The organism is Actinomycetospora sp. NBRC 106375 (assembly GCF_030269665.1).
Classification (GTDB): Bacteria; Actinomycetota; Actinomycetes; order Mycobacteriales; family Pseudonocardiaceae; genus Actinomycetospora.
In genome coordinates, this window is sequence record NZ_BSTS01000003.1 from 302,975 (window position 1) to 324,922 (window position 21,948).

Consider the following 21,948-nt stretch of genomic DNA (forward strand, 5'->3'; position numbering starts at 1 on the left):
ACGAATGGCCAACCGGTGAACCGATCGCCGGCGCGGTCCGATGGTGCTGCGGTAGCCGACGGAGGGAGAGCACGGTGGATGCAGCACAGCGGGTCGCGGGAGCGGTCGGGGCGTTCCTCGACGGGCCGTTGCCGGTGCGGATCCGGGCGTGGGACGGGAGCGAGGCGGGCCCGGCGCCCGGGCCCGGGGTGCCGACGGTGGTGCTGCGCTCGCGGCGGGCGCTGCGCCGTCTGCTCTGGGAGCCGGGGGAGATGGGGCTCGCGCACGCGTACGTCTCGGGCGACCTCGACGTCGACGGCGATCTCGCCGACGGCCTCTCCACCATGTGGACGCTCATCAACTCCGGAACGATCACGAAGAGGCGACCGGGCGCCCGCGAGCTGCCCGGACTCGCGACGAACGCGGCACGTCTGGGGCTGATCGGCCCCAAGCCCGCCCCGCCGCCCGAAGCCATCACGATCAAGGGACGCCGGCACAGCCGCCGCCGCGACAGCGACGTCATCGCCCACCACTACGACGCCGGCAACGCCTTCTACGCGCTCCTGCTCGACGCGTCGATGGCCTACTCGTCCGGCTACTACACGGCGCCGGAGAACACCCTCGCCCAGGCCCAGCACGACAAGCTCGAGCTGATCTGCCGCAAGCTCGACCTCGCGCCCGGCCGCCGCCTGCTCGACATCGGCTGCGGGTGGGGCTCGCTCGCCGTGCACGCCGCCCGCGAGCACGGCGCCCAGGTCCGCGCCGTGACGATCTCCCGCGAGCAGCGCGACCACGTCAACACCCGCATCCGGGCCGAGGGTCTGGCCGAGAAGGTCCAGGTCGACCTCCTCGACTACCGCGACGTCGCCGAGCGGATCACCGCGACCGACGGTCCGTTCGACGCCGTCAGCGCGATCGAGATGGGCGAGCACGTCGGCGACGAGCACTACCCGACGTTCGCCGCGACGCTGCACGGCGCGCTGCGCCCGGGCGGGCGGGCGCTCGTGCAGCAGATGTCGCGCGGCGCCAACGCCCCGGGCGGCGGCGCGTTCATCGAGACCTACGTGACGCCGGACATGGTCATGCGCCCCGTCGGCGACACCCTGACCTTCCTCCAGCACGCCGGGCTCGAGGTCCGTGACGTCCACGTCATGCGCGAGCACTACGTGCCGACGATCCGGGCCTGGCTCGCGACGCTCGAGGACCGCTTCGACGAGGCCGTCGGGCTCCTCGGCGAGCGGGGCGCCCGGATGTGGCGGCTCTACCTCGCCGGCGGCGCGCTGGCGTTCGAGGAGAACCGGATGGGCGTCGACCAGATCCTCCTCGCCCGCCCGACCGACCGCGGCTGCAGCGGGATGCCTGCCACGCGTGACGACTGGTCGGTGCCGGCGCGCGCGGAGGCGGGTACGCACGAGTCGTGAGCTTCGACCTGGGCGCGTTCGGCCTCCTGCTCGTCGGCGCGGTGGCGACGGTCGTCGTCGCCTTCGCGCTGACGCTCGTCGTCGCGCGGGCGACCGGCCGGCACAGCGTCGTCGACGTGACGTGGGGCCTGGGCTTCGTGGCGGTCGCGGTCGTCGCGTACGTGGTCTCGGGCGTGCTCGGCGTCGGCGACGCGCTGGTGCGCACGGTCGCGCTCGCGCTCGTGGCGGTGTGGGGCCTGCGCCTCGGGCTCTACATCGGCTGGCGCAACCGCGGCAAGGGCGAGGACCCGCGCTACGCGGAGATGCTCGGCGACGACCACCCGCCGGGCGCGGTGACGGCCACGGTGCTGCGGAAGGTCTACCTGCCGCAGGCGGGCGTCATGCTCGTCGTCTCGCTGCCGGTGCTCGCGGCGATGGTGCGGGCGTCGACCGTGCTCGGCGTCGTGGTCGTCGGCGCCCTGCTCTGGCTCGTCGGGTTCGTCTTCGAGAGCGTCGGCGACGCCCAGCTCGCCGCGTTCAAGGCCGACCCGGACAACAAGGGGAAGATCCTCGACAGCGGGCTGTGGCGCTACACCCGGCACCCGAACTACTTCGGCGACGCGTGCGTCTGGTGGGGCGTCTTCGTCGTCGCCGCCGGCCACCCGCTCGCGCTCGTCAGCGTCGTCGGGCCGCTGCTGATGACCTACCTGCTCGTCTCGGTGACGGGCAAGGAGCTGACCGAGAAGTCGATGTCCCAGCGCCCGGGCTACGACGAGTACGTGCGACGGACCTCGGGCTTCCTGCCGCTGCCCCCGGGCTCGCGCCCGGCCCGTGCCACGTGAGCGGGCCCGGGCCGGGACGACCGTCAGGCGCCCTGGCGCGACCGGAGCAGGGCGAGGGCGTCGTCGGCGTGGTTGTCGAACTTCATCTCGCCGCCGATGACGCCGAGCACCGTGCGGTCGGTGTCGATGACGAAGGTCTTCCGCTTGACCGGCAGCGCCGGCAGCCACGACCGCTTCGCCCCGAACTGCTTCGCGACGACGCCGCCAGGGTCGGAGAGCAGGGGATAGTCGAAGGAGTGCTCCGAGGAGAACGCGTGCTGCTTCTCGACCGAGTCCGCGCTGATCCCGACACGCTGCGCGCCGACGGCGGCGAACTCGCCCGCGAGATCGCGGAAGTGGCAGCTCTCCTGGGTGCAGCCGCCCGAGGAGGCCAGCGGGTAGAAGAACAGCACCACCGGGCCGCCGGCGAGGAGCTCCGACAGGGTCCGGCGGGTACCGGTGTCGTCGGCGAGCTCGAAGTCGGGGGCGGTGTCTCCGGCCTGCATGGGGGCTTCCCTCCTCCCGGCCGCGCGCCGGGATGCCTGGTGTCGTCGGTGGGGCGTTCGTCCCGCGGCGGCCGCGGGTTCGATCTCCGGGACGGCGGCCGGTGACGCTCCCGCGCCTCGACCGCGTCCGTCCCGCCACCCGGCGGCCCGTCTCCGCAGCGGTCCTCGTGCTGCACGGCGGCAGCCCGGACAACCGCCGGCCGGCCGACGGCCTGCGGCTGCCGTACCTGCGCATGGTGCCCTTCGCGCGCAGCCTCGCCGCCGCCGGTGCCCGGCGCGGCGTCGACGTCGCCCTGCTGCGCTACCGCTACCGCGGCTGGAACGCCCCCGACCTCGACCCCGTCCAGGACGCCCGCTGGGCGCTGCGCGACGTCCGGGCGCGCCACGGCGACGTGCCGGTCGTCCTCGTCGGGCACTCGATGGGCGGGCGCGCGGCGCTGCGCGTCGGCGGCGACGAGGGCGTCGTCGGGGTGGCCGGCCTCGCGCCCTGGATCGAACGCGGGGAGCCGTACGCCCACCTCGCCGGGCAGGCCGTCCTCATCGCCCACGGCGACCGCGAGCGCATGACCGACCCGCGCGCCTCGCTGCGGTTCGCCCAGCGCGTCGCGACCGTGTCCGACCGCGTGGCACGGTTCGATGTGCACGGCGACGGTCACGCGATGCTGCGCCGGGCGGCGGCGTGGCACGACCTGGTCACACACTTCGCCCTCGGGGCGCTCGGTCTCGAACCGTTCACCGAGGCCGTCGCGAAGGCCATGGCGGCCGGGGACCCCGAGGGGCTCGAGGTCCCGCTGGAGGATCCGTAGAGGGAGTGGTGGCGTGCGCGAGCGGGTCGCGGTCGTCGGTGCGGGCGTCGCGGGTCTGACGGCGGCCTACCTGCTCCAACGTCGCCACGACGTCACCCTCTTCGAGGCCGACGACCGGCTCGGCGGGCACGCCCACACCCACGACGTCGGCCCGCTCGCCGTCGACTCCGGCTTCATCGTCCACAACGACGTGACCTACCCGCACCTACTGCGGCTGTTCGCCGAGCTCGGGGTCTCCACCCAGGACTCCGAGATGAGCATGAGCGTCCGCGACGATGCCACCGGTCTCGAGTACGCGGGCGCCCGCGGGCTCCGCGGGCTGTTCGCCCAGCCGCGCAACGTCGCGTATCCGCGCTACCTGCGGATGCTCGGCGAGGTCCTGCGGTTCCACCGGGAGGCCCGTGCCGTCGTCGACGGCTCGTCGCCGCTGGGGGAGGACGTGACCTTCGGCGCGTTCCTCGACGCGGGCGGCTACTCGCGCTTCTTCGTCGAGACGTTCGCGGTCCCCGTGGTGTCGGCGGTGTGGTCGTCGGGCGCGGAGCTCTCGCGGCAGTACCCGGCGCGGTACCTGTTCGCGTTCCTGGCCAACCACGGGATGCTCTCGGTCGGCGGGTCGCACCAGTGGCGCACGGTCGTCGGCGGCTCGCGCTCGTACGTCGAGCGGGCCGCCAAGGGCCTCTCGGCGGTGGAGGTGTCGACGCCGGTGCGCGCGCTGGTGCGCTCCGGCGACGAGGTGCTCGTGCGGGACGACGCCGACGTCGAGCGCCGGTTCGACCGCGCGGTCGTCGCCGCCCACGCCCCGGACGCCCTGCGGCTGCTGGCCGCGCCGACCGCGGAGCAGCGCGACGTGCTCGGCGCGTTCCGGTACTCGCGCAACGAGACCTGGCTGCACACCGACACCTCGGTGCTCCCGCGCGCCGCCGGGGCGCGGGCGTCGTGGAACCTGCTGCGCGTGCCGGGGGAGGACCGGGTGCTCGTCAGCTACGACATGACCCGGCTCATGCGCCTCGACGGGCCGGACACCCACGTCGTCACCCTCAACGCCGCGGACCGCATCGACCCGTCGACGGTGATCGCGAAGATGACCTACGAGCACCCCGCCTACACGCCGGAGTCCGTGGCGGCCCAGCGCCGGCTGCCCGCGCTCAACGACGACCGCCTCGCCTTCGCCGGCGCGTACCACGGCTGGGGCTTCCACGAGGACGGCTGCGCCGCCGGTGTCCGCGCTGCCGCGTCGCTCGGGGTGACGTGGTGAGACGTCAGCGGTGGGCCACCGCTGCCACCGAGCGTCCGTATCGCCACACGCTCGCGCCCGCGATCTACGAGGCGGAGGTCGGGCACCGGCGTCTGGAACGGCTCGACCACGCCTTCACCCACCGGCTCTACCTGTGGCTCGTCGACCTCGACGACCTCCCGCGCCTGCCCGCCCCGCTGCGCCCGTTCGCACGGTTCGAGGCCGCCGACCACATCGGCGACCCGCGGCGCACGATCCGCGAGAACCTCGACGCGTTCCTCGCGGCCCGCGGGATCGCCCGCCCGGCGCGGGTGCTGATGCTCGCCCACGCCCGCGTCCTCGGGTACGTGTTCAACCCGATCACGCTCTACTGGTGCCGCGACGACTCCGGGGCGCTGGTCGCGGTCGTCGCCGAGGTCCACAACACCTACGGCGGGCGCCACCACTACCTGCTCGACGTCGACGACGACGGTCGCGCCCGGGTCGACAAGGACTTCTACGTCTCGCCGTTCTTCACCGTCGACGGCGAGTACCGCATGCGGGTGCCCGAGCCCGGCGACACGCTCGGCGCCACCGTCGTCCTGCGCCGCGAGGGTGCGACCGCGTTCGTCGCGACGCTGCGCGGGCGCCGCCGTCCCGCGACCCCGCGCGCCGTGCTCACCGCCACCCTGCGGCACCCGCTGGTGACGTTGCGGGTCGCGGCCGCCATCCGCCGCCGCGGCATCGGGCTCTGGGCACGCGGGGTCCCCGTCGTGACGCGCACACCCGCCGACGTCGATCGTGGCGACGACCAGCTCGTGGCGCCGACGACACGGCACACTGGGATCCCGTGACCGCACCGCTGACGATCCGCGTCGCCGAGGCCGCCGACGTGGACTCCCTGCTCGCCCTCGTCCACAGCGCCTACCGCGGGCCGTCCGGCCGTGAGGGCTGGACCTCCGAGGCCGACCTCATCGACGGGCCCCGCACCACGCGCGAGCTGCTGGCCGCCGACGTGGCGAACCCGGCCATCACCGTCCTCGTGGCCGGCAACCTGGTCGGATGCGCCGCGGTCACCCTCGAGCCGGGCGCGGAGACGGCCTCGTTCGGGATGTTCGCGGTGCGGCCCGGCACCCAGCGCGGCGGCATCGGGTCGACGCTGCTGGACGCCGCGGAGGACCATGCCCGCGACCGCGGCGCGACGACGATGGTGATGTGCGTGATCGACCGCCGCGCGGAGCTCATCGCCTGGTACGAGCGCCGCGGCTACGTGCGCACGGGGGAGTCGCGGCCGTTCCCGTACGGGGAGGAAGGGGTCGGCGAGCCGCGCGACGACGACTTCAGGTTCGCCGTCCTGGAGAAGAATCTGCGAGGCTGAGCGGGTGCCCGACCTGACCCTCGCGCAGGACGCCGACGCCGACGCGGTCCTGAGCACCAACCCGCTGGCGCTGCTGATCGGGATGCTGCTCGACCAGCAGTTCCCGATGGAGCGCGCCTTCGCCTCGCCCGCCCTGCTCACCGAGCGCATCGGCGGCCCGATCACGGCCCGGGGCATCGCGGAGTACGACACCGAGGCGCTCGTCGCGGCCTTCACCGGGCCGCCGGCGCTGCACCGGTACCCGCGTTCCATGGCCGAGCGGGTGCAGGCGCTGTGCCGCCTCATCGTGTCCGACTGGGGCGGGGAGGCCGAGCGGCTCTGGGTCGACGCGGGCAGCGGGCGGGAGGTGCTCGCCAACCTGCAGTCGCTGCCGGGCTTCGGCAAGCAGAAGGCGCAGATCTTCACCGCGCTGCTGGGGAAGCAGTGCGGGGTGGAGCCGGAGGGCTGGCGTGAGGCGGCGGGCCACTACGGCGACGACGGCTCGCGGCGCTCGATCGCCGACGTCGTCGACCCCGTGACGCTCGGCGAGGTGCGCGAGTTCAAGCAGGCCCAGAAGAAGGCGGCGAAGGCCGCGAAGGCGGAAGCGAGCTCCTGAGCGACCGTGCTCCCGGTGGCGCCACCCACGACCAGGGTTGAGGGTGGATGCTGTGGGCACCCGCCGGCGAGGGCAGGTGCCGAGGAGGCGACGAGCGTGAACCGACGTCAGGACGACGACGGGCAACCGATCCTGATCACCGAGGCGGCGGTCTCGTACGACGAGGAGTTCGCTGCGCGCAAGAAGCGGTACTCGATCATCATGGCGTGCCGCATCCCGTGCCTGTTGCTCGCGGGCGTCTTCGGGATCGCCTTCCAGCTGCCGTGGGTCGCGGTGGCGTTCATCGTGCTGTCGGTGCCGCTGCCGTGGGTGGCGGTCCTCATCGCGAACGACCGGCCGCCGAAGAAGTCGGAGAAGGCCAACCGCTACCGCAAGAACCACCGCGAGCTGGGGTCGGTGCCCGACGCCCAGATCATCGAGGCGGCCGAGGCCCTCGACCGGCGCGGCCAGCGCACCGAGGCCCCGCGCCAGGCGCGTCAGGACGCGCCCGACCACGAGCCCCCGCACGTCGTCGACACCGAGCCGCCGCCCCGCACCGGCAGCGAGGGATAGCTACCGCGCACCCCGCCCCGCCCGCGATGATCGTGCGGGACGAGGAGCGGGGGAGTGCATGACCGTCACGTTCGAGCGCCTCGGGCGGTGGTTCCTCGCCGGCGCCGCGCTCTGTCTGGTCGCTCTCCCGGTGGCGCTGCCGGTGCTCGAGGACACCGCGCGGTTCGCGACGGCCCTCACGTTCGCCGTGCTCGGCGGGAACCTCCTGGTGCAGGGCGTAGTCTGGATCGTCCTGCAGCGCCGGTGGTTCGGGAGCCCGGCCGCGCTCGAGCGCACCGCCCGGCGGGGCATACCGACAGCCGCGCAGGTGGTGACGGTGACGAGCACGTCGAGCGCGATCGGCACCGAGCCGCTGCCGGTCCTGGACCTCGACGTCGGCGGGCGCCGTGTCCGTCGACGCGTGCGTGTGCCCTTCGCCCACGTCGCCGCGGTCCGCCCCGGTGCGGTGCTGCCGGTCCGGGTCGACCCCGAGGGCACGCCGGCGATCGTGGTCGAGTGGACGAAGGTGCCCTGACCTCGGCGCTCAGGTGCTGCGATCGGCGGGTCCGAGCGGCGCGGCCAGGGGCGGGAGGGGTGCGAGGCCGGGCAGCGGTCCCAGGGTCGACCCGGCGCCCCACGCCCGGAGCGGTCCGGTCCCGGCGTCCGGTGGCGGGAGCGTCGCGGGCAGGGCGCGGGACGCGGGCCCGTCGGCTCCCGGGACGGTGTGGTGCCCGGCCCCGGGTCGGGCGTGGGAGCCGCCGTGCCCGGACGCCGCTGACGGGTGCGAGGAGTGCGCGGTCGCGTGGGTCGCCAGGGCGTGGGCGAAGTTCCGCGACGGCGGCACCTGGTCGGCGGCGTCGGACGACCCGGTGGCCGCGGCGTCCTGCTCGGCGCCCTGGGTGCACCGCCGGGCGGCGTTGATGCACTCCACGCCCTCCTGGGCGCGGCGTTCCGACGACAGGTACTCCAGCAGGGCGTGATCGGTGATCGGGTTGTGCTGCTGTTCCGGGAAGCTGTCGATGGCGAACTGCCGGCCCGGCGGCACGTCGTCGTAGTTCACGGTGACCCGCAGCGCCGGTACCGGGATGAAGTCCTGGGCGCACTCGCCGTCCTCGTCGGGATAGACGATGTGCGAGTGGTGGTCCTCGGAATCGAGGTCCTGGCCGTTCCAGCAGCTGGGGAAGTCGAAGACCCGCTGCAGCGCCGAGCCCTGCGGGCACATGGCGTAGAGGTCGGTCATCCGCCCGCCGGCTCCCGAGCACGTGAACTTCGCGTTGCTGCCCTCGCCGTTCTTCGTGCCGGCCTTGGCCGACCCCGTGACCAGCGTGATGTTCAGCGGCATCGCCTCCGCGCGCCGCGTGCCGTGGCCGTGGAAGGTGTAGTCGACCGACGACGGCTCGACGAACGAGCCGATGTTGCCGTCGAGGCTGCCGCCGTCGGCGCCGACGTCGGGCCCCTGTCCGCGCAGGTCGCGGAGCACGGGCCAGAAGAACGGGTGGCGGTCGCCGTTCGTGCACGTCGTCGAGGACTCCTCGAGCGTCTGGTCCACGGAGGCGAAGTTGGTGCCCTCGTTGCCCGCGTAGTCGTGCGTGTGCTGGGCGCCGTTGCGCACGCCCGGGGCGATGACGAAGTTGTCCGAGTTGTGGTGGCTGCTCATCGCGCACGTGATCGAGTAACTGCCTCCGGAGAACACCCCGCCCTGACCGGGGTTCTGCAGCGACCGGATCTGCTGCATGTCGACGTACTCGTTCACGCACGCCCGCCCGATCTTGTCGCGATTCGGGAACTCCTGGCCGCCGCCCTGCCCGCCGCCGCCCTGCCCGCCGCCGCCACCCGATCCGGAGCCGCCGGCTGAACCGGAGCCGCCGCCCGATCCGCTGTCCGCACCGGACCCCGACGAGCCGGATCCGGAAGCGGAGCCCGAGGAGCCCGAGGAGCCCGAGCCGGAGGAACCGGAACTGCCGGAACTGCCGGAGCCTGACGATCGGGAGTCCGACGAGCCCGAAGCCGAGCCCGAAGAACCCGAGCCCGAAGCCCCCGAGCCAGAACTCGACCCGTTGGAGTTCGATCCGCTGGAGTTCGATCCGCTGGAGTTCGATCCGCTGGAGTTCGATCCGCTGGAGTTCGATCCGCTGGAGTTCGATCCGCCAGAGCTCGACCCGCCGGAGCCGCCGGAGCCGCCGGAGCCGCCGGACGCCGAACCGCCGGACGCCGAACCGCCGGACGCCGAACCGCCGGACGCCGAACCGCCGGACGCCGAACCGCCGGCTCCCGATCCCGAGCCGGCCGACCCCGCACCTCCCGCGCCCGCGTCGCACCGGGACCCGGACGCGGCCGCTTCCCCCGCCGCACCGGACCCGGCGCCCGAGCCCGACGGGGAGCCCGCCCCGGACTCCGCACCCGATCCCGAGCCGCCACCCGACCCCGAACCCTCGTCCTGCCCGCCCGAACCCTCGTCCGAGCGCCCGCCGCCCGAGCCGGATCCCTCGTCGCCGCCCGATCCCTGGTCGTCGGAACCCTGCTCGTCGTCGTCGGCGACCGCCACGACCCCGCCGTGCGAGACGGCCGGCGTCCCGGCGGTCACGGCGACGCCGACGACCAGGACGGCGGCCGCGGCGAGAGCGAGCACGAGCACCGGGAGACGTCGGGGACCGCGGCGCTCGCGGTCGAGCGCGTCCCACGGGCTGTCCGGGGTCGGGGAGGCCGGCGGGCGCGCGCCGGCGCGCCGCCACGAGCCCCCTCCGGACCTGGTCATCGCCCTCCGTCCCCCGCATCCGTCCTCCGCGGCGCGGACGCTAGCCGCGCGCTGCGGCGCCCGGGTGCGGTTTGGGAGAACTCGCGGCCTCTCCTCCGCCATCGCCGAGCCACGGGTCGCGGGCGTCGGTCGGCACGGCTCGCGACCAGGTCGGGAGAGGGCCGGAATGGGGGTTCCCGGCCGACACGGTTCCCGGCGGACGGTCCGTCGCCGAGGCCGGTGCGGCGAGCCGCACAGGACCCGAGTGGCGCTCCCGGACCGGCTCGGGTCCTCGGCCCCGGTCCGGGAGCCGGACGGGACCGGACCGGGGATCGCGCGCGGGCACGGGAGCCGACGGGCGCTTGCCCGCCGAGGCGCGCCAGCCAGCCGGCACCGGACCCGACGGCGAGTCCACCCGCACCGGCCCCGACGGCGAGTCCACCCGCACCGGCCCCGACGGCGAGTTCACCCGCACCGGCCCCGACGGGCGATCCACCGGGACCGGACCCGACGGCCGGTCGAGCCGCACCGGCCCCGACGGTCGCTCGATCGGCACCGGCCCCGACGGCCGGTCGAGACGGACCGGCCCGGACGCCCGCTCGCCCGGGGACGCCGAGCGGGATCGCGCGAACGGGACCGGCCCCGAGACCGGCGAAGCCCGCCGGCCCTCCGGCACGAGCGCCGGACCGGTCGCGGACCGCCCACCGGGGGCGGCGCGCGGCAGCGGTACCGGGCGCTCGACCCGGATCTCGGTGCGCTCGGCGTCGGTCTCCGGCGGCGCGACGAGGGCCGGCGGCCCCCACCGCCCGTCACGGACGGGGCTCCGGACGACCGACACCGGACGTCCCCGGTCGAGCAGCGGCATCCACGGCCAGTGCTGCTCGAGGCGCCGGCACCGCGCACAGCCCAGCCCGAGGACCAGTCCGAAGACGAGGTGCCCGACCAGCGAGAGCGCGACGGTGGCGGGGGTCAGCGTGAACATCTGCTGCTGCCCGCGCGGCGCGAGCGCGACGGTGGCCACGAGCCCCGTCCACACCGGGAAGACCGCGAACACGACGGCGGCCGTGACCGTCGCGCGCTCGCCCCAGCGCCGCAGCCCGGTGGCCGCGACGAGGACGAAGAACGCGACGCCGATGCCGCCGCCGTCGCCGAGGTAGCGCCACGCGTAGCCGACCACGGCGCCGAGGACCGACTGCCCCGCGTCGATGTCGAGGATCCACGTGCCCACCCGCGGGATGAAGTCGCCCCACCACCCGAGCAGGTAGACGGTGTCGAGGCGCACGGCGTCGTACACGAGGGTGGCGAGCACGCCCCACATCGCCCCGGCCAGCACGATCCGCTCCTCGCCGGCGGGCGAGAACACCCCGAGCATCACCGCGAGCAGCGTCAGCGGGACGACGACGAGCCCCGCCGTCACGTTCATCGGGACGAGGCCGAACACGTGCGCCGAGATGGCGAGCAGGGGGAGCGCGGCGACCACGAGGTGCAGCCCGACCCGCAGCAGCCGGGCCCGGTGCTCCGTGACGAACGCGAGCAGGGCCGTGGTGCGCGAGCCGGGATCGTCGGGGACCTCGGCCATGTCCCCGACACGCCGCGGGACCAGCGGCGACGGGAGCGGCCGTGCGGGACCGCGGCCGAGGGTGTGGGCCGGGTGGGTCACGGACGCTCCTCGTCGCCGGGGATCAGGTGCTCGTCACGGTGACAGCGGCGTCGACGGCGTGGGTGCCGTTTCGCGGGATCGGCCCGCCACACACCCCGGGCCGGTGTGAGCCCCGTGTCGGGTCGGTGGGGCATCATGGAGCCATGAGCCAGACCGCGGTGCTTCCCGACACCCGCCCGCAGGGGACCGACCGCACGGGCGACGACGACCCGAAGATGTTCCACTACGTGCGGAAGAACAAGGTCGCCGAATCGGCCGTCACGGGGTCGATGGTCGTGGCCCTCTGCGGGGAGACGTTCCCGGTGACCCGGTCGCCGAAGCCGGGCTCGCCGGTGTGCCCGGCGTGCAAGGAGATCTTCAACAAGATGCCGCGGGGCGGTGACGACGGGGAGTAGCCCACCGGGTAGCTCCCCTGTCCGACGTCCGCCCCGGAGGGCCGTTGACCACCCGCGCGACCGGTAGCCCGACCAGTACCGATCCCTCGGGAGCACGTCCGCTGCGCCAGTGGCAGCGGCGCGCGCTCACCCGCTACCTCACCGACCGTCCCCGCGACTTCCTCGCGGTCGCGACGCCCGGCGCCGGCAAGACGACGTTCGCGCTGCGCGCAGCGTCCGAGCTCCTGGGCGACCGCACGGTCGACACCGTGACGATCGTGTGCCCCACCGAGCACCTCAAGCACCAGTGGGCGGAGGCGGCCCGCCACGCCGGCCTGGCGATCGACCCGGAGTTCTCCAACAGCGTCGGCCGGACCTCCACCGACTTCCGCGGGGTCGCGGTGACGTACGCGCAGGTGGCCGCGCACCCCGTGCTGCACATGAACCGCACCGAGGGCCGCCGGACCCTCGTGATCTTCGACGAGATCCACCACGCGGGCGACGCCAAGTCGTGGGGCGAGGCGACGCGCGAGGCCTTCGCCGGCGCGACACGCCGCCTCGCGCTGACGGGCACGCCGTTCCGGTCCGACGACAGCCCGATCCCGTTCATCACCTACGAGCCCGACGCCGCCGGTGTGCTGCGCTCCCGGCCCGACCACTCCTACGGCTACGCCGACGCGCTGGCGGACGGGGTGGTCCGCCCGGTCGTCTTCCTCGCCTACTCGGGCCAGGCCAGCTGGCGCACGAGCGCCGGCGAGGAGATGACCGCCCGCCTCGGCGAGCCCCTGACCGCCGAGCAGAACGCCCGCGCCTGGAAGACCGCGCTCGACCCCAAAGGCGAGTGGATGCCGGCGGTGCTGCAGGCCGCGGACACGCGCCTCACCCAGCTGCGGTCCAGTGGCGTGCCCGACGCCGGCGGCCTCGTGATCGCCACCGACCACACCACCGCCAAGGCCTACGCCACGCTCCTGCGCCGCATCGGCGGTGAGGAGCCTGTGGTCGTGCTCTCGGACGACCCCAAGGCGTCGGGGCGGATCGCGGAGTTCGCGCGCTCGAACGACCGGTGGCTCGTCGCCGTGCGCATGGTCTCCGAGGGCGTCGACGTCCCGCGCCTGGCCGTCGGCGTCTACGCGACCAGCGCCTCGACGCCGCTCTTCTTCGCGCAGGCCGTCGGGCGTTTCGTCCGGTCGCGGCGCCCCGGCGAGACGGCCAGCGTGTTCCTGCCGAGCGTGCCCTCGCTGCTGACGCTGGCGAGCGAGCTCGAGGTGCAGCGCGACCACGTCCTCGGCGAGCCCCACCGCCCGAAGGAGGGCTGGGACGACGACCTCGTCGAGGCGGCCAACCGCACCGAGGACGAGCCCGGTGAGCAGGAGAAGGCGTTCGAGTCGCTCTCGGCCGAGGCGGAGCTCGACCAGCTGATCTACGACGGGTCCTCGTTCGGCACGGCCGTCGGCACGGGGTCGGCCGAGGAGCAGGACTACCTGGGCCTGCCCGGGCTCCTCGAGCCCGACCAGGTCCGCGCGCTGTTGCGCCGCCGCCAGAGCGAGCAGCTCGACCAGCAGGCCGCGCCGGACGAGACGCCGGCGGCGGTGACGACGGCCGAGCAGCCGGCGCCGGCGCGCGAGTTCCGCCGCGACGTGGGTGTGGCCGAGCGGCTCAAGGATCTGCGGCGCGAGCTCAACGCTCTCGTCGCCGCGCACCACCACCGCACCAACAAGCCGCATGGCCAGATCCACGGTGATCTCCGCAAGCACTGCGGTGGGCCGGCGACGCCGATGGCGACGATCGAGCAGATCGAGGAGCGGATCGCCACCCTGCGGTCCTGGCGCTGATCACTGACGCACGGTGCTCGATCGGTGACGTGTGGTGCACATCACACACGGTGCTGGTCGACGCCTGTCGCCGCCGTCGCGCTCGGACATGGCGGCGTCACGGTGTTCACCAGAGCGTCACGATGGGGGTGATCGCCGGCGCTCGTCCGGAGGCGAACGGCCTGGCCGCCGAACGCAGTAGGGGTCTCAGAGGGCGCCTCATCGCCGACGATCACCGCTCGGCACGGCGAGATCCTCTCGCGGCGGCGGTGTCTGGACACGCGTGATCTCGGCGCCCGGCCCGGTGATCGACACGTGATCACCCCGCGCACGACGACGGGCGAGGACCCTGGGGTCCTCGCCCGTCGTGGACTCGATCTCAGCTTGTGGGTCGTGCTCTCAGAACTCGCTGGTCAGACGGCTGTCATGCGGTCTCTCCGGCCTGCATGTCCACCGACAGCTCCTTCAACTTGGCCTCGTGGGCCCGGGCGTGGTGCCCGCAGAAGAGGAGTTCTCCACCGGAGGGCAGTACGGCGCGCACCTTCGCCGCTGCACCGCAGCGATCGCAGCGGTCCGAGGCGGTGAGTTCTGGCCGGGTCAGGGTGCCGGGCATCGTCATCTCCCTCCGTCGAGGCCCTGGACGAAGTGTCCGAGCCCGCGAGCTCCGGTCGTGCGACCGTCGCCCCTCCACTGTGTCAGACGCTGACCGCGACCGCTCGTGTTCACGCGGTGCTTTGTCGTCCGTCACGAACCGCTCATCGGAGGTGAGGGACCGGTCGTTTCTGGGTACGGCGAGGACCACCCGATCGGGAGTCGATCTCGAGCGACGAGCGGTCCGGGCGCCGGGACCCGCCGTGATGGGCGCGGCACGCCCCGCGCGGTCACGGCGGCGATGTGACCGTCGCCCACTAGCCTGTGCGCCACCATGCCGACGGGTGGAGCGGAGGCGGCCATGGGCGACACGGCGGAGCGGGCGGCGGGGCTCGTCGAGGAACTGCGGAGCGCCGGTGTGGCCGGCGTGACGGTGGTCTGGGCCGACAACAACGGCATCCCGAGATCGCGGACGGTGCCGGTGGCGTCGTTGCCGCAGGTGGCCGGGACGGGGATCGGCGTCAGCACCGTCTTCGCGATCTTCGACACGAACGACGGCATCCAGTACGGCGCGCCCGGACGGGAGACGCCCTCGGGCGACGTGCGCCTCGTCCCCGACCTCGACCGCGTCACCCCGCTGGCGGGCCAGCCCGGCCTCGCGTGGGCGCCGGGCACCCAGGTCGCCGTCGACGGCACGCCGTGGGCGTGGGACCAGCGCTCGCTGCTGACCGGCACCGTCGACGCGCTCGCCGACCGCGGCTACACCGCGCTCGTGGGCTACGAGATGGAGTTCGTGGTCTCCGCGCCGACTCCCGACGGCGGGCTCGTGCCCGCCTACGGCGGTCCCGCGTACAGCCCGCACGGCCTGCTCGAGATCGACGCCTTCGCCACCGACCTGCTGCGTGACGCCGAGGCCAACGGGCTGCGGATCGGCCAGCTCCACCTCGAGTACGGGCCCGGGCAGGTCGAGATCTCCCTCGGTGCCGCCGACCCCGTGCGGGCCGCCGACGACCAGCTCCTCGCGCGGCAGACCGTCCTGGCCGCCGCCGCGCGCCACGGCCTGCGCATCAGCTTCGCGCCGCTGCCGTCGCTGCAGGTCGCGGGCAACGGGTGGCACGTGCACACCTCGCTGTGGCGCGACGGCGTCAACCTCCTCGCCGGCGGCCCCGAGGGACCCGGCACGGCGGGCGGCGGGTACGTCGCCGGGCTGCTGCGCGACCTGCCCGCCCTGGCCGCGGTCACCGCGCCCTCGGTCGGGTCCACGGCCCGGCTGCGGCCGGGGTTCTTCGCGGGCGCCTACGGGTTCTGGGGCGTCGAGAACCGCGAGGCCCCGCTGCGCTACGTCCTGGGCTCGGAGATGCTCGGGGCCGATCACGCGAACGTCGAGCTCAAGGTGTCCGACGCGTCCGCCAACCCCTACCTGGCCCTCACCGCGCTGCTCACGTGCGGTGTCGCCGGTGTCGAGGAGGGCCTCCGGCCCCCCGCGCCGATCGGCGAGGACCCGGGCACCTGGGACGAGGCGGCGCGCGCCGCGGCGGGCGTGGAGGCGCTGCCCACCACCCAGGCCGGCCAGGAGGCGGCGCTCCTCGCGTGCCCCCGGATCACCGACGCCCTGGGGCCCGAGCGCCTCGGCGCCTTCCTCGCCGTGCGCCGCGCGGATGCGACGTGGGCGGCGGAGCGGGACACCGAGGACGTCCTCGCGGCCTGGCGCTGGCGGTACTGACCGGCGTGTCGCGCGAGCGAGGATGTGGCGATCCTGGCGTCACACGCCAGGAAAGCCGCATTCCTCGAACACCCCGGACCCGTCAGCCCAGCAGGACGTCCAGGATCGCGTCGTGCGCCGAGGGGCGGGCGATCAGCAGGTCGGGCGAGTAGGGGTCGTCGGCGCCGAAGGGCAGCGGCGTGCCGTCGAGGCGGGTGACGCGCAGCCCGGCGCCCTCGGCGACGGCGGCGGGCGCGGCGTTGTCCCACTCGTACTGCCCGCCCGAGTGCAGGTAGGCGTCGACGCGCCCGTCGACGACCTCGAGCGTCTTCACCCCCGCCGCGGAGAGCCCGACCGTGCGGACGGGGTAGACGGCGGCGAGGCGCCGGAGCTCCACCGGCGGGCGCGAGCGGCTGACGGTGACCGTGAGCCCGCGCTCGGGGTCGACCGGCGTGTCCGCGACCGGGGCGACGGTGGCCGAGTCGGCCAGCTCGCCGCGGGCGGGCAGCGCCACGGCCCCGGCGACGAGGGCCCCGTCGACGACGAGCGCGACGTGCACGCCCCACTCGTCCCCGCCCCGCCCGTAGCCGCTCGAGCCGTCGAGGGGGTCGACGATCCACAGCCGGTGCGCCCCGCGCCGCGGTGCCGGGTCCTGGGTGCCCTCCTCGGAGAGCACGGCGTCGGCGGGTCGGTGGCGCTGCAGCGCACGGACGAGGAACTCGTGGGCCTCGGCGTCGCCGCGGTACTCGCGGTCGCGGCCGGGGCCGGTGTCGTCGCGGAGCTCGAGGAGCAGCGCGCCGGTCGCGTCGGCGAGCTCGCGGGACAGCGCCGCGTCCTCGGCGACGGAGGGTTCTTCGGCGGACACTTCCCTCGCGGCACTCACCCCCCGATCCTGCCCGACGCCCCGCGACCCCTCCGGGCGGGTGGGGTCGGCGTCAGCGGATCTCCGCGGCGGCCAGCACACCCGCCAGCTCGTGCAGCACGGCGGCGCGGGCCTCGTCGAAGCCCGGCGCGGTGTCCTCGCGCTGGTCGAGCAGCAGCCGCGCGAGGCTCGCGAGGCTGACGACCTGCGCGGCGAACTCCTCCGGACCGCCGAGCTCGCCGAGCAGCGTGCCGACGGCGTCGAGGTCGCCGGAGTCCATGCCCTGGATCAGGGCCACCGATCGGCGGTGGACCTCGGCGGCGTCGGGAGCTCCGTCGGCGGGGGCGGTGGGGTCGGGCTGCACGGGCGCCAGCATGGCAGGCGCCGCGACGGTGATCGCTACCCGCGCCGCCTGCGCTTCTTCTCGCGGCGCTCCTCGCGGATCTCCTGCCACGTCTCGTGGGTGGCGTCGAGCACGCCCTTGGTGATGCCCTTCGCGCCGCCGTGCATCGTCTTCTCGGTCAGCTGGCCCGGCAGCTCGGTGAGCCCGGCGCCGCCCTTCTCGTGCAGGTCGAGGCGGTTGGTGGCCTCGGCGAAGCGCAGGTAGGTGTCGACGCTGGCGACCACGATCCGCGCGTCGATCGTGAGGATCTCGATACCGACCAGCGAGACCTTCGCGAACACGTCGATGACCAGGCCCTTGTCGAGGATCAGGTCCAGGACCTCGGCGAGACCACCCTGCGGGGAGCGGCTGACGGTCACGGCGAGGAGTCTAGGAACGCCCCCCGGTGACGACCATCGGCCGGATGGCCGCCGCGAGCGGAACGGCCGCCACGGCGACGACCAGCGGGACGATCCCGGCCCAGCCGACGACCGCGAGGGGCACGACGCCGAGCGCGACGAGCCCGGTCAGGACGGCGGGGCCCGGGTGCGGCAGGCAGGCGGCGGTCAGCAGGGCGGCGCCGCCCACGACGGCGGCGACGGTGGGCACCGGCGCCGCGGCGGCGGCCATCAGCCACTGGCAGCACCCGAGCGCCCCCAGCAGGACCCGGTACCGGTGCGCCGCGACGGCGGTGACCAGCGCGCGCCCGCCGTCGGCGACGACGAGGGCGCCCGCGGCGACGAGCAGGGCCGCGGGCAGCCACGCCAGGACCCCGACGGTGCTCAGGCACAGCAGCCCGGGCCCGGCGAGGCCGAGTGCGACGGCCGCCCGCAGCCCGGGCGGGTCGTCGGGACGCCGCGCCCGGCCGGCGGCCAGCATCGCGAGGGCCGCGAGCGCGACCGTGAGCAGCCCGAGCGGGACGGGTGCCGCCTTGGCGCCGGTCCACGCCGGGACGGCGCGACCGAACGCCACCTGCACGACGCCGGCGACGGCCAGCAGGAGCGCACCCGCGGTCCCCAGACGGGCCGCCCACGCCCGTCTCACGCGACCACCGCCGCGACGGGCCGCCGCGGGGTCGGTCGGGCGGGTCGGACGGGCACGCCCACGCGGAAGACGAGCAGTGGACGTGTGCCGGCCGGCAGCAGGGCGGCGAGGCGCGGACCGAGGTCGGAGGCCGTACCCGTCGTCGCCTCCCGGTCGAGCCGCTCGGTGATCTGGTTCATCGGGTGCAGCGCGATCCCGAGGGACGTGGCGCGCAGGTGCACGCGCTGCAGCAGGCGCCCGGCCTCGAGGTGGGCCGCGCGGTCGTCGGTGTCCGCGGGCGTCGTGACCACCCCGTAGGCGGCGGCCGTCGCGACGTGCACGTCGCGGGTCCGGTCGACCCAGAACCGGTCGCCCTCGGCGCGTGACGAGGGCGGCAGCAGCTTCGCGGCGCCGAGCTGGAGGGGACCGAAGCCCTGCCCGTCGAGCACGAGCCCGTCGCGGTGGCGCTCCTCGTCGTCGTGCGTCGCGCGGAACCACGCGAAGTTGTCGACCGACTGTTCCGTGTCCGCGACGAGCGCCTCGGCCGCGTCGACGAGCAGCCGGCCGAGCGCGGCCCGTGCCGCCGTGTCCACCACCCAGTGGACGGCCGGGTCGGCACCCGAGAGCGCCTCGAGGGTCGCCGGGGCCAGGGGCGTCGCCCGGAACGGGCCGCGGTCGGTGTGCCGGCGGTCGATGACGTCGTACAGGGGGTGCGTGACGGCCGGGCCCGGCGTGAGGGCCACCCGGGCGACCGGGTCGCCGCCGGGCAGCAGCGTCACCGTGGGGGACAGGCCGCGCGGTGGGCACGCGAGGACGAGGTTCTCCAGCGCGCACCCCAGCCCCACGTCGCGCTCGCGGGAGAACGGGTCGACCGATCCGGTGCCGCGGGTGGGGTCGGCGAGCACGTCGATCGCGTCGTCGGCGACCGCGAACCGCCACGGCTGGGTGTTGTGGGGGCTCGCGGCGAGGACGGCCGCGCCGACGGCGCCGAGCGGGCCGGGGACGGCGCGCCAGTCCCGCCACGGCGCGTGCGCGTCGCCGCCCCCGGGGTCGAGCACGGCGGCGTCGTAGGCGCGGTAGCTCAGCAGGCCCGTCGCGGCCACGGCGGCGACCCCCGTCGCGGCGCCCAGGCCACGCAGCACGTGTCGCCGGCTCACGCCCGGCGGTGCCGGCGGCGCCGGTTCGGTCGTCACCACGGCGGTCCTCCCGGGGCCGGGTCGGTCGGGTGGATCGAGCGTGCCGGGGGTACGGGCAGTGCCGCACCACCCCGCGACGAGGTGCACCCGGGGTGCCGTGGAGGTGGCAGACTCCTCGGCCGATCGCCGGCGCACGGAGCGGCCATGACCACCGATGTCCCCTCGCGCAGCCCGCTGCTCACCGTGAAGCGGGTGATCCCGCCGGTCCGGGCGGGCGCCGTGCGCCGCGCACGGCTCGAGGAACGCCTCCGGGACGCCGACACCCGGCTGACGCTCGTCGCCGCCCCGGCGGGCTGGGGCAAGACGAGCCTGCTCAGCGGGTGGGCGTCGGCACCGGGAGCGGACGTCGTCGTGGCGTGGGTGTCGCTGGACGAGGGCGACGACGAGCCGGCGCGGTTCTGGAGCTACGTCCTCACCGCGCTGGGGGAGGCCGCGGACGGTCTCGGCGCCGAGGCGCTGGAGGCGCTGCGGACGCCGGGAGCCGCGCCGGTCGACCACGCACTCCCGGTGCTCCTCAACGAGCTGGCCGCGACGACCCGACGCCACGTGCTGGTGCTCGACGACTACCACCTGCTCGCCGACCGCCGGATCCACGAGGGCCTCGAGTACGTCGTCGGGTACCTGCCGCCGTCGCTGCGGATCGTCGTCGCCGCCCGCCGCGACCCCCCACTGCCGCTCGCCCGGCTGCGGGCCGGGGGCGAGCTGACCGAGCTGCGGGCCGCGGAGCTGCGGTTCTCGGTCGCCGAGGCGGCGCACCTCGTCGCGGCTGTGTCCGGCACCGACGTCGACGAGGACGGGGTGCGGACGCTCTGGGAGCGCACCGAGGGCTGGGCGGCCGGCCTCCAGCTCAGCGGGCTGGGTCTGCGCGGGCGGGGCGGCGACGGCCGGCCCGCCCACCACCGGCACGCGCTCGACTACCTCGCCGCCGAGGTCCTGCCCGACCTGGCGCCGGCGCAGCGCGACCTGCTCGTGGCCACGGCGCCCCTGGCCCGGCTGTCCGGCTCCCTCTGCGACGCCGTCCTCGACCGCACGGGATCCGCGGACGTCCTCGAGGAGCTGGACCGGGCGGACCTGTTCGTCGTCGGACTCGACGAGCACCGCGAGTGGTACCGCTGTCACGGCCTGCTGCAGGACGCGCTGCGCCGCGAGGCGGGTGCCGGCGACGGCGAGGTGCTCCGTCGCGCCGCGGCGTGGTTCGCCGATCGGGGACGGCTCGACGACGCCGCCGAGCACCGCATCCTCGGCGGCGACGCCGAGGGCGCGGCGGCGCTGATGACCGCCGAGTGGATGTGGTTCGTCGAGCGCGGCGTGGCGGCCTCCTACGAGCGGCTCGGCGCCCGCCTGCCCGTCGGGGTCGTGTCACCGACGCTCGCGCTGTGCCTCGCGTACGCCGCCGCGATCGCGGGACGGCCCGACCGCGCGTGGCACTGGCTCGACGTGTGCGACGCCCGGATCACGCCCGCCGACGTCGTCGCGGGCTGGCGCGACGGGCGGGCCGCGGCCCTCATGTGCCGGGCGATGATCGCGACCTCGGACGCGGAGCCGGGGCGGGCGGTCGAGCTCGCCGAGGAGGCGGTCCGGCGCGAGACCGCCGGCGGGGAAACGGCCTCGCCCCCCGCCCTCGCCGCGCTGGGCAGCGCCTACGCCAGGGACGCCCGCTTCGCCGACGCCGTCCCGCTGCTGCGCGAGGCGTGGCGCACGCGGAACGCCGGCGCCTGGACCCGGGACCTGTCGCTGCAGCTCGGGGGCGTGCTCGGTCTCGCCCTCGGGGACACCGACCAGGACGAGGAGCTGGAGCGGCTCGTCCAGCAGGCGGGTCCCCTCGCGGACGCGGTGGAGCGCGCCTGGGGGCCCTCGACGCCCGTCGCGGCCTCGGTGCGGATCGTGGAGGGCCGCCACGCCTATCGCCGCGGCGAGATCGACGCCGCCCGCGCGGTGCTCGCCCGCGCGGTCACCGCGGCGGAGGCGGGCGCCCGGCCGAGCGTGCACGTCGCCGGGCTGGTGTTCCTCGCCGACGCCGAGCTGGCTGCCGGGCGCCGTGCCGCGGCGCGGCGGGCGCTGGCCGTCGCGCGCGACGTCGTCGACGAGGGGGAGCCGGTGCTGCCCCACGAGGTGGAGCGGCTCGTGCGCGCCGAGCAGCGGATCGGCCGGGAGGCGGCCCGGTCCGCGCACGACCGGGGTGCGCTGCCCGAGACGCTCACCGACCGCGAGCTCTCGATCCTGCGGGCGCTGACCGGCACCGCGACGCGTCGGGAGATCGCCGACGCGCTCTTCCTGTCGATCAACACCGTGAAGGCGTACACGCGCAGCCTCTACCGCAAGCTGGGCGTCGCGTCCCGTCCCGACGCGGTGGCCGTGGCACGATCACTCGGGCTCATCTGAGG

The 21,948-nt window shown here is 75.2% G+C and carries 22 protein-coding genes; 13 read left to right on the plus strand and 9 right to left on the minus strand.

Annotated elements, in window-relative coordinates; all coding sequences use genetic code 11:
- Positions 1–74: 74 nt before the first annotated feature.
- Together QSK03_RS07225 and QSK03_RS07230 are read left to right on the plus strand one after the other, a co-directional pair.
- A complete protein-coding gene (locus QSK03_RS07225) occupies positions 75–1,400 on the plus strand; it encodes an SAM-dependent methyltransferase (protein ID WP_285649839.1) in 1,326 nt (441 codons plus the stop codon).
- Positions 1,397–2,221, plus strand: a complete 825-nt coding sequence (locus tag QSK03_RS07230; RefSeq protein WP_285649841.1) for a DUF1295 domain-containing protein — start codon at positions 1,397–1,399, stop codon at positions 2,219–2,221. Before QSK03_RS07225 ends, QSK03_RS07230 begins: the two co-directional genes overlap by 4 nt.
- Positions 2,222–2,244: 23 nt before the next feature.
- On the opposite strand, the gene QSK03_RS07235 is transcribed toward QSK03_RS07230, so the two are convergent.
- A complete protein-coding gene (locus QSK03_RS07235; protein WP_285649843.1) occupies positions 2,245–2,706 on the minus strand; it encodes a peroxiredoxin in 462 nt (153 codons plus the stop codon).
- Positions 2,707–2,807: 101 nt separating this feature from the next.
- Between QSK03_RS07235 and QSK03_RS07240 the strand changes: the two genes are divergently transcribed.
- From QSK03_RS07240 to QSK03_RS07270, 7 genes are all read left to right on the plus strand, one after another.
- On the plus strand, positions 2,808–3,512 hold the full coding sequence (locus tag QSK03_RS07240) for an alpha/beta hydrolase (RefSeq protein WP_285649845.1): 705 nt from the start codon (positions 2,808–2,810) through the stop codon (positions 3,510–3,512).
- 13 nt (positions 3,513–3,525) lie between these two features.
- On the plus strand, positions 3,526–4,767 hold the full coding sequence (locus tag QSK03_RS07245; protein WP_352231955.1) for an NAD(P)/FAD-dependent oxidoreductase: 1,242 nt from the start codon (positions 3,526–3,528) through the stop codon (positions 4,765–4,767).
- A 62-nt stretch (positions 4,768–4,829) separates the two neighbouring features.
- Positions 4,830–5,579 (plus strand): DUF1365 domain-containing protein, encoded by a 750-nt coding sequence (locus tag QSK03_RS07250; RefSeq protein ID WP_285650084.1) that lies wholly within the window; start codon positions 4,830–4,832, stop codon positions 5,577–5,579.
- Positions 5,576–6,103, plus strand: a complete 528-nt coding sequence (locus QSK03_RS07255; RefSeq protein ID WP_285649847.1) for a GNAT family N-acetyltransferase — start codon at positions 5,576–5,578, stop codon at positions 6,101–6,103. The genes QSK03_RS07250 and QSK03_RS07255 overlap by 4 nt, the downstream gene beginning before the upstream one ends.
- 4 nt (positions 6,104–6,107) lie before the next feature.
- Positions 6,108–6,698, plus strand: a complete 591-nt coding sequence (locus QSK03_RS07260) for an HhH-GPD-type base excision DNA repair protein (RefSeq protein WP_285649849.1) — start codon at positions 6,108–6,110, stop codon at positions 6,696–6,698.
- A gap of 96 nt (positions 6,699–6,794) precedes the next feature.
- Entirely contained in the window at positions 6,795–7,250 is a 456-nt protein-coding gene (locus QSK03_RS33110) for a DUF3099 domain-containing protein (RefSeq protein WP_352231957.1), read from the plus strand.
- Positions 7,251–7,308: 58 nt separating this feature from the next.
- A complete protein-coding gene (locus QSK03_RS07270) occupies positions 7,309–7,764 on the plus strand; it encodes a hypothetical protein (protein WP_285649851.1) in 456 nt (151 codons plus the stop codon).
- A 9-nt stretch (positions 7,765–7,773) separates the two neighbouring features.
- Here the strand turns inward: QSK03_RS07270 and QSK03_RS07275 are convergent, their stop codons facing one another.
- On the minus strand, positions 7,774–8,982 hold the full coding sequence (locus QSK03_RS07275) for a DUF1996 domain-containing protein (RefSeq protein WP_285649853.1): 1,209 nt from the start codon (positions 8,980–8,982) through the stop codon (positions 7,774–7,776).
- 1,042 nt (positions 8,983–10,024) lie between these two features.
- Positions 10,025–11,623 carry a hypothetical protein gene (locus QSK03_RS07280; protein ID WP_285649854.1) on the minus strand — a complete coding sequence of 533 codons (1,599 nt, stop codon included), beginning with the start codon at positions 11,621–11,623 and terminating at the stop codon, positions 10,025–10,027.
- Positions 11,624–11,766: 143 nt separating this feature from the next.
- Here QSK03_RS07280 and QSK03_RS07285 point away from each other — a divergent pair, with 143 nt between their 5' ends.
- Both QSK03_RS07285 and QSK03_RS07290 read left to right on the plus strand, forming a co-directional pair.
- On the plus strand, positions 11,767–12,018 hold the full coding sequence (locus tag QSK03_RS07285) for a DUF3039 domain-containing protein (protein WP_285649856.1): 252 nt from the start codon (positions 11,767–11,769) through the stop codon (positions 12,016–12,018).
- A gap of 44 nt (positions 12,019–12,062) precedes the next feature.
- Positions 12,063–13,829 (plus strand): DEAD/DEAH box helicase, encoded by a 1,767-nt coding sequence (locus QSK03_RS07290; RefSeq protein ID WP_285649858.1) that lies wholly within the window; start codon positions 12,063–12,065, stop codon positions 13,827–13,829.
- 403 nt (positions 13,830–14,232) lie between these two features.
- Here QSK03_RS07290 and QSK03_RS07295 read toward each other — a convergent pair whose 3' ends face one another.
- A complete protein-coding gene (locus tag QSK03_RS07295) occupies positions 14,233–14,427 on the minus strand; it encodes a DUF7455 domain-containing protein (protein ID WP_285649860.1) in 195 nt (64 codons plus the stop codon).
- 333 nt (positions 14,428–14,760) lie between these two features.
- Between QSK03_RS07295 and QSK03_RS07300 the strand changes: the two genes are divergently transcribed.
- The gene (locus QSK03_RS07300; RefSeq protein WP_285649864.1) at positions 14,761–16,122 is read left to right on the plus strand and encodes a type I glutamate--ammonia ligase; all 1,362 of its coding nucleotides are present in this window, start codon (positions 14,761–14,763) and stop codon (positions 16,120–16,122) included.
- 82 nt (positions 16,123–16,204) lie between these two features.
- On the opposite strand, the gene QSK03_RS07305 is transcribed toward QSK03_RS07300, so the two are convergent.
- Genes QSK03_RS07305 through QSK03_RS07325 form a run of 5 tightly spaced genes read right to left on the minus strand, consistent with a single transcriptional unit; the run spans position 16,205 to position 19,561 of the window.
- Positions 16,205–16,984: an inositol monophosphatase family protein gene (locus QSK03_RS07305; protein WP_285649865.1), complete on the minus strand. Its 780-nt coding sequence runs from the start codon at positions 16,982–16,984 to the stop codon at positions 16,205–16,207.
- A gap of 52 nt (positions 16,985–17,036) precedes the next feature.
- Positions 17,037–17,327: a hypothetical protein gene (locus QSK03_RS07310; RefSeq protein ID WP_285649867.1), complete on the minus strand. Its 291-nt coding sequence runs from the start codon at positions 17,325–17,327 to the stop codon at positions 17,037–17,039.
- Between the two features lie 35 nt (positions 17,328–17,362).
- Positions 17,363–17,725 carry a gas vesicle protein GvpJ gene (gvpJ, locus tag QSK03_RS07315; RefSeq protein WP_285649869.1) on the minus strand — a complete coding sequence of 121 codons (363 nt, stop codon included), beginning with the start codon at positions 17,723–17,725 and terminating at the stop codon, positions 17,363–17,365.
- A gap of 10 nt (positions 17,726–17,735) precedes the next feature.
- The gene (locus tag QSK03_RS07320; protein ID WP_285649871.1) at positions 17,736–18,389 is read right to left on the minus strand and encodes a hypothetical protein; all 654 of its coding nucleotides are present in this window, start codon (positions 18,387–18,389) and stop codon (positions 17,736–17,738) included.
- Entirely contained in the window at positions 18,386–19,561 is a 1,176-nt protein-coding gene (locus QSK03_RS07325) for an Acg family FMN-binding oxidoreductase (RefSeq protein WP_285649872.1), read from the minus strand. The genes QSK03_RS07320 and QSK03_RS07325 overlap by 4 nt, the downstream gene beginning before the upstream one ends.
- Before the next feature lie 147 nt (positions 19,562–19,708).
- On the opposite strand from QSK03_RS07325, the gene QSK03_RS07330 reads away from it, so the two are divergent.
- Positions 19,709–21,946 (plus strand): winged helix-turn-helix domain-containing protein, encoded by a 2,238-nt coding sequence (locus QSK03_RS07330; protein WP_285649874.1) that lies wholly within the window; start codon positions 19,709–19,711, stop codon positions 21,944–21,946.
- The last annotated feature ends 2 nt before the right edge of the window (positions 21,947–21,948 follow it).

Bases quoted from the DNA above. Each gene is read 5' to 3' on its own strand.
- QSK03_RS07300 (WP_285649864.1), top strand. From the start codon at position 14,761: ATGGGCGACACGGCGGAGCGGGCGGCGGGGCTCGTCGAGGAACTGCGG.
- QSK03_RS07235 (WP_285649843.1), bottom strand. From the start codon at position 2,706: ATGCAGGCCGGAGACACCGCCCCCGACTTCGAGCTCGCCGACGACACC.
- QSK03_RS07285 (WP_285649856.1), top strand. From the start codon at position 11,767: ATGAGCCAGACCGCGGTGCTTCCCGACACCCGCCCGCAGGGGACCGAC.
- QSK03_RS07330 (WP_285649874.1), top strand. From the start codon at position 19,709: ATGACCACCGATGTCCCCTCGCGCAGCCCGCTGCTCACCGTGAAGCGG.
- QSK03_RS07270 (WP_285649851.1), top strand. From the start codon at position 7,309: ATGACCGTCACGTTCGAGCGCCTCGGGCGGTGGTTCCTCGCCGGCGCC.
- QSK03_RS07295 (WP_285649860.1), bottom strand. From the start codon at position 14,427: ATGACGATGCCCGGCACCCTGACCCGGCCAGAACTCACCGCCTCGGAC.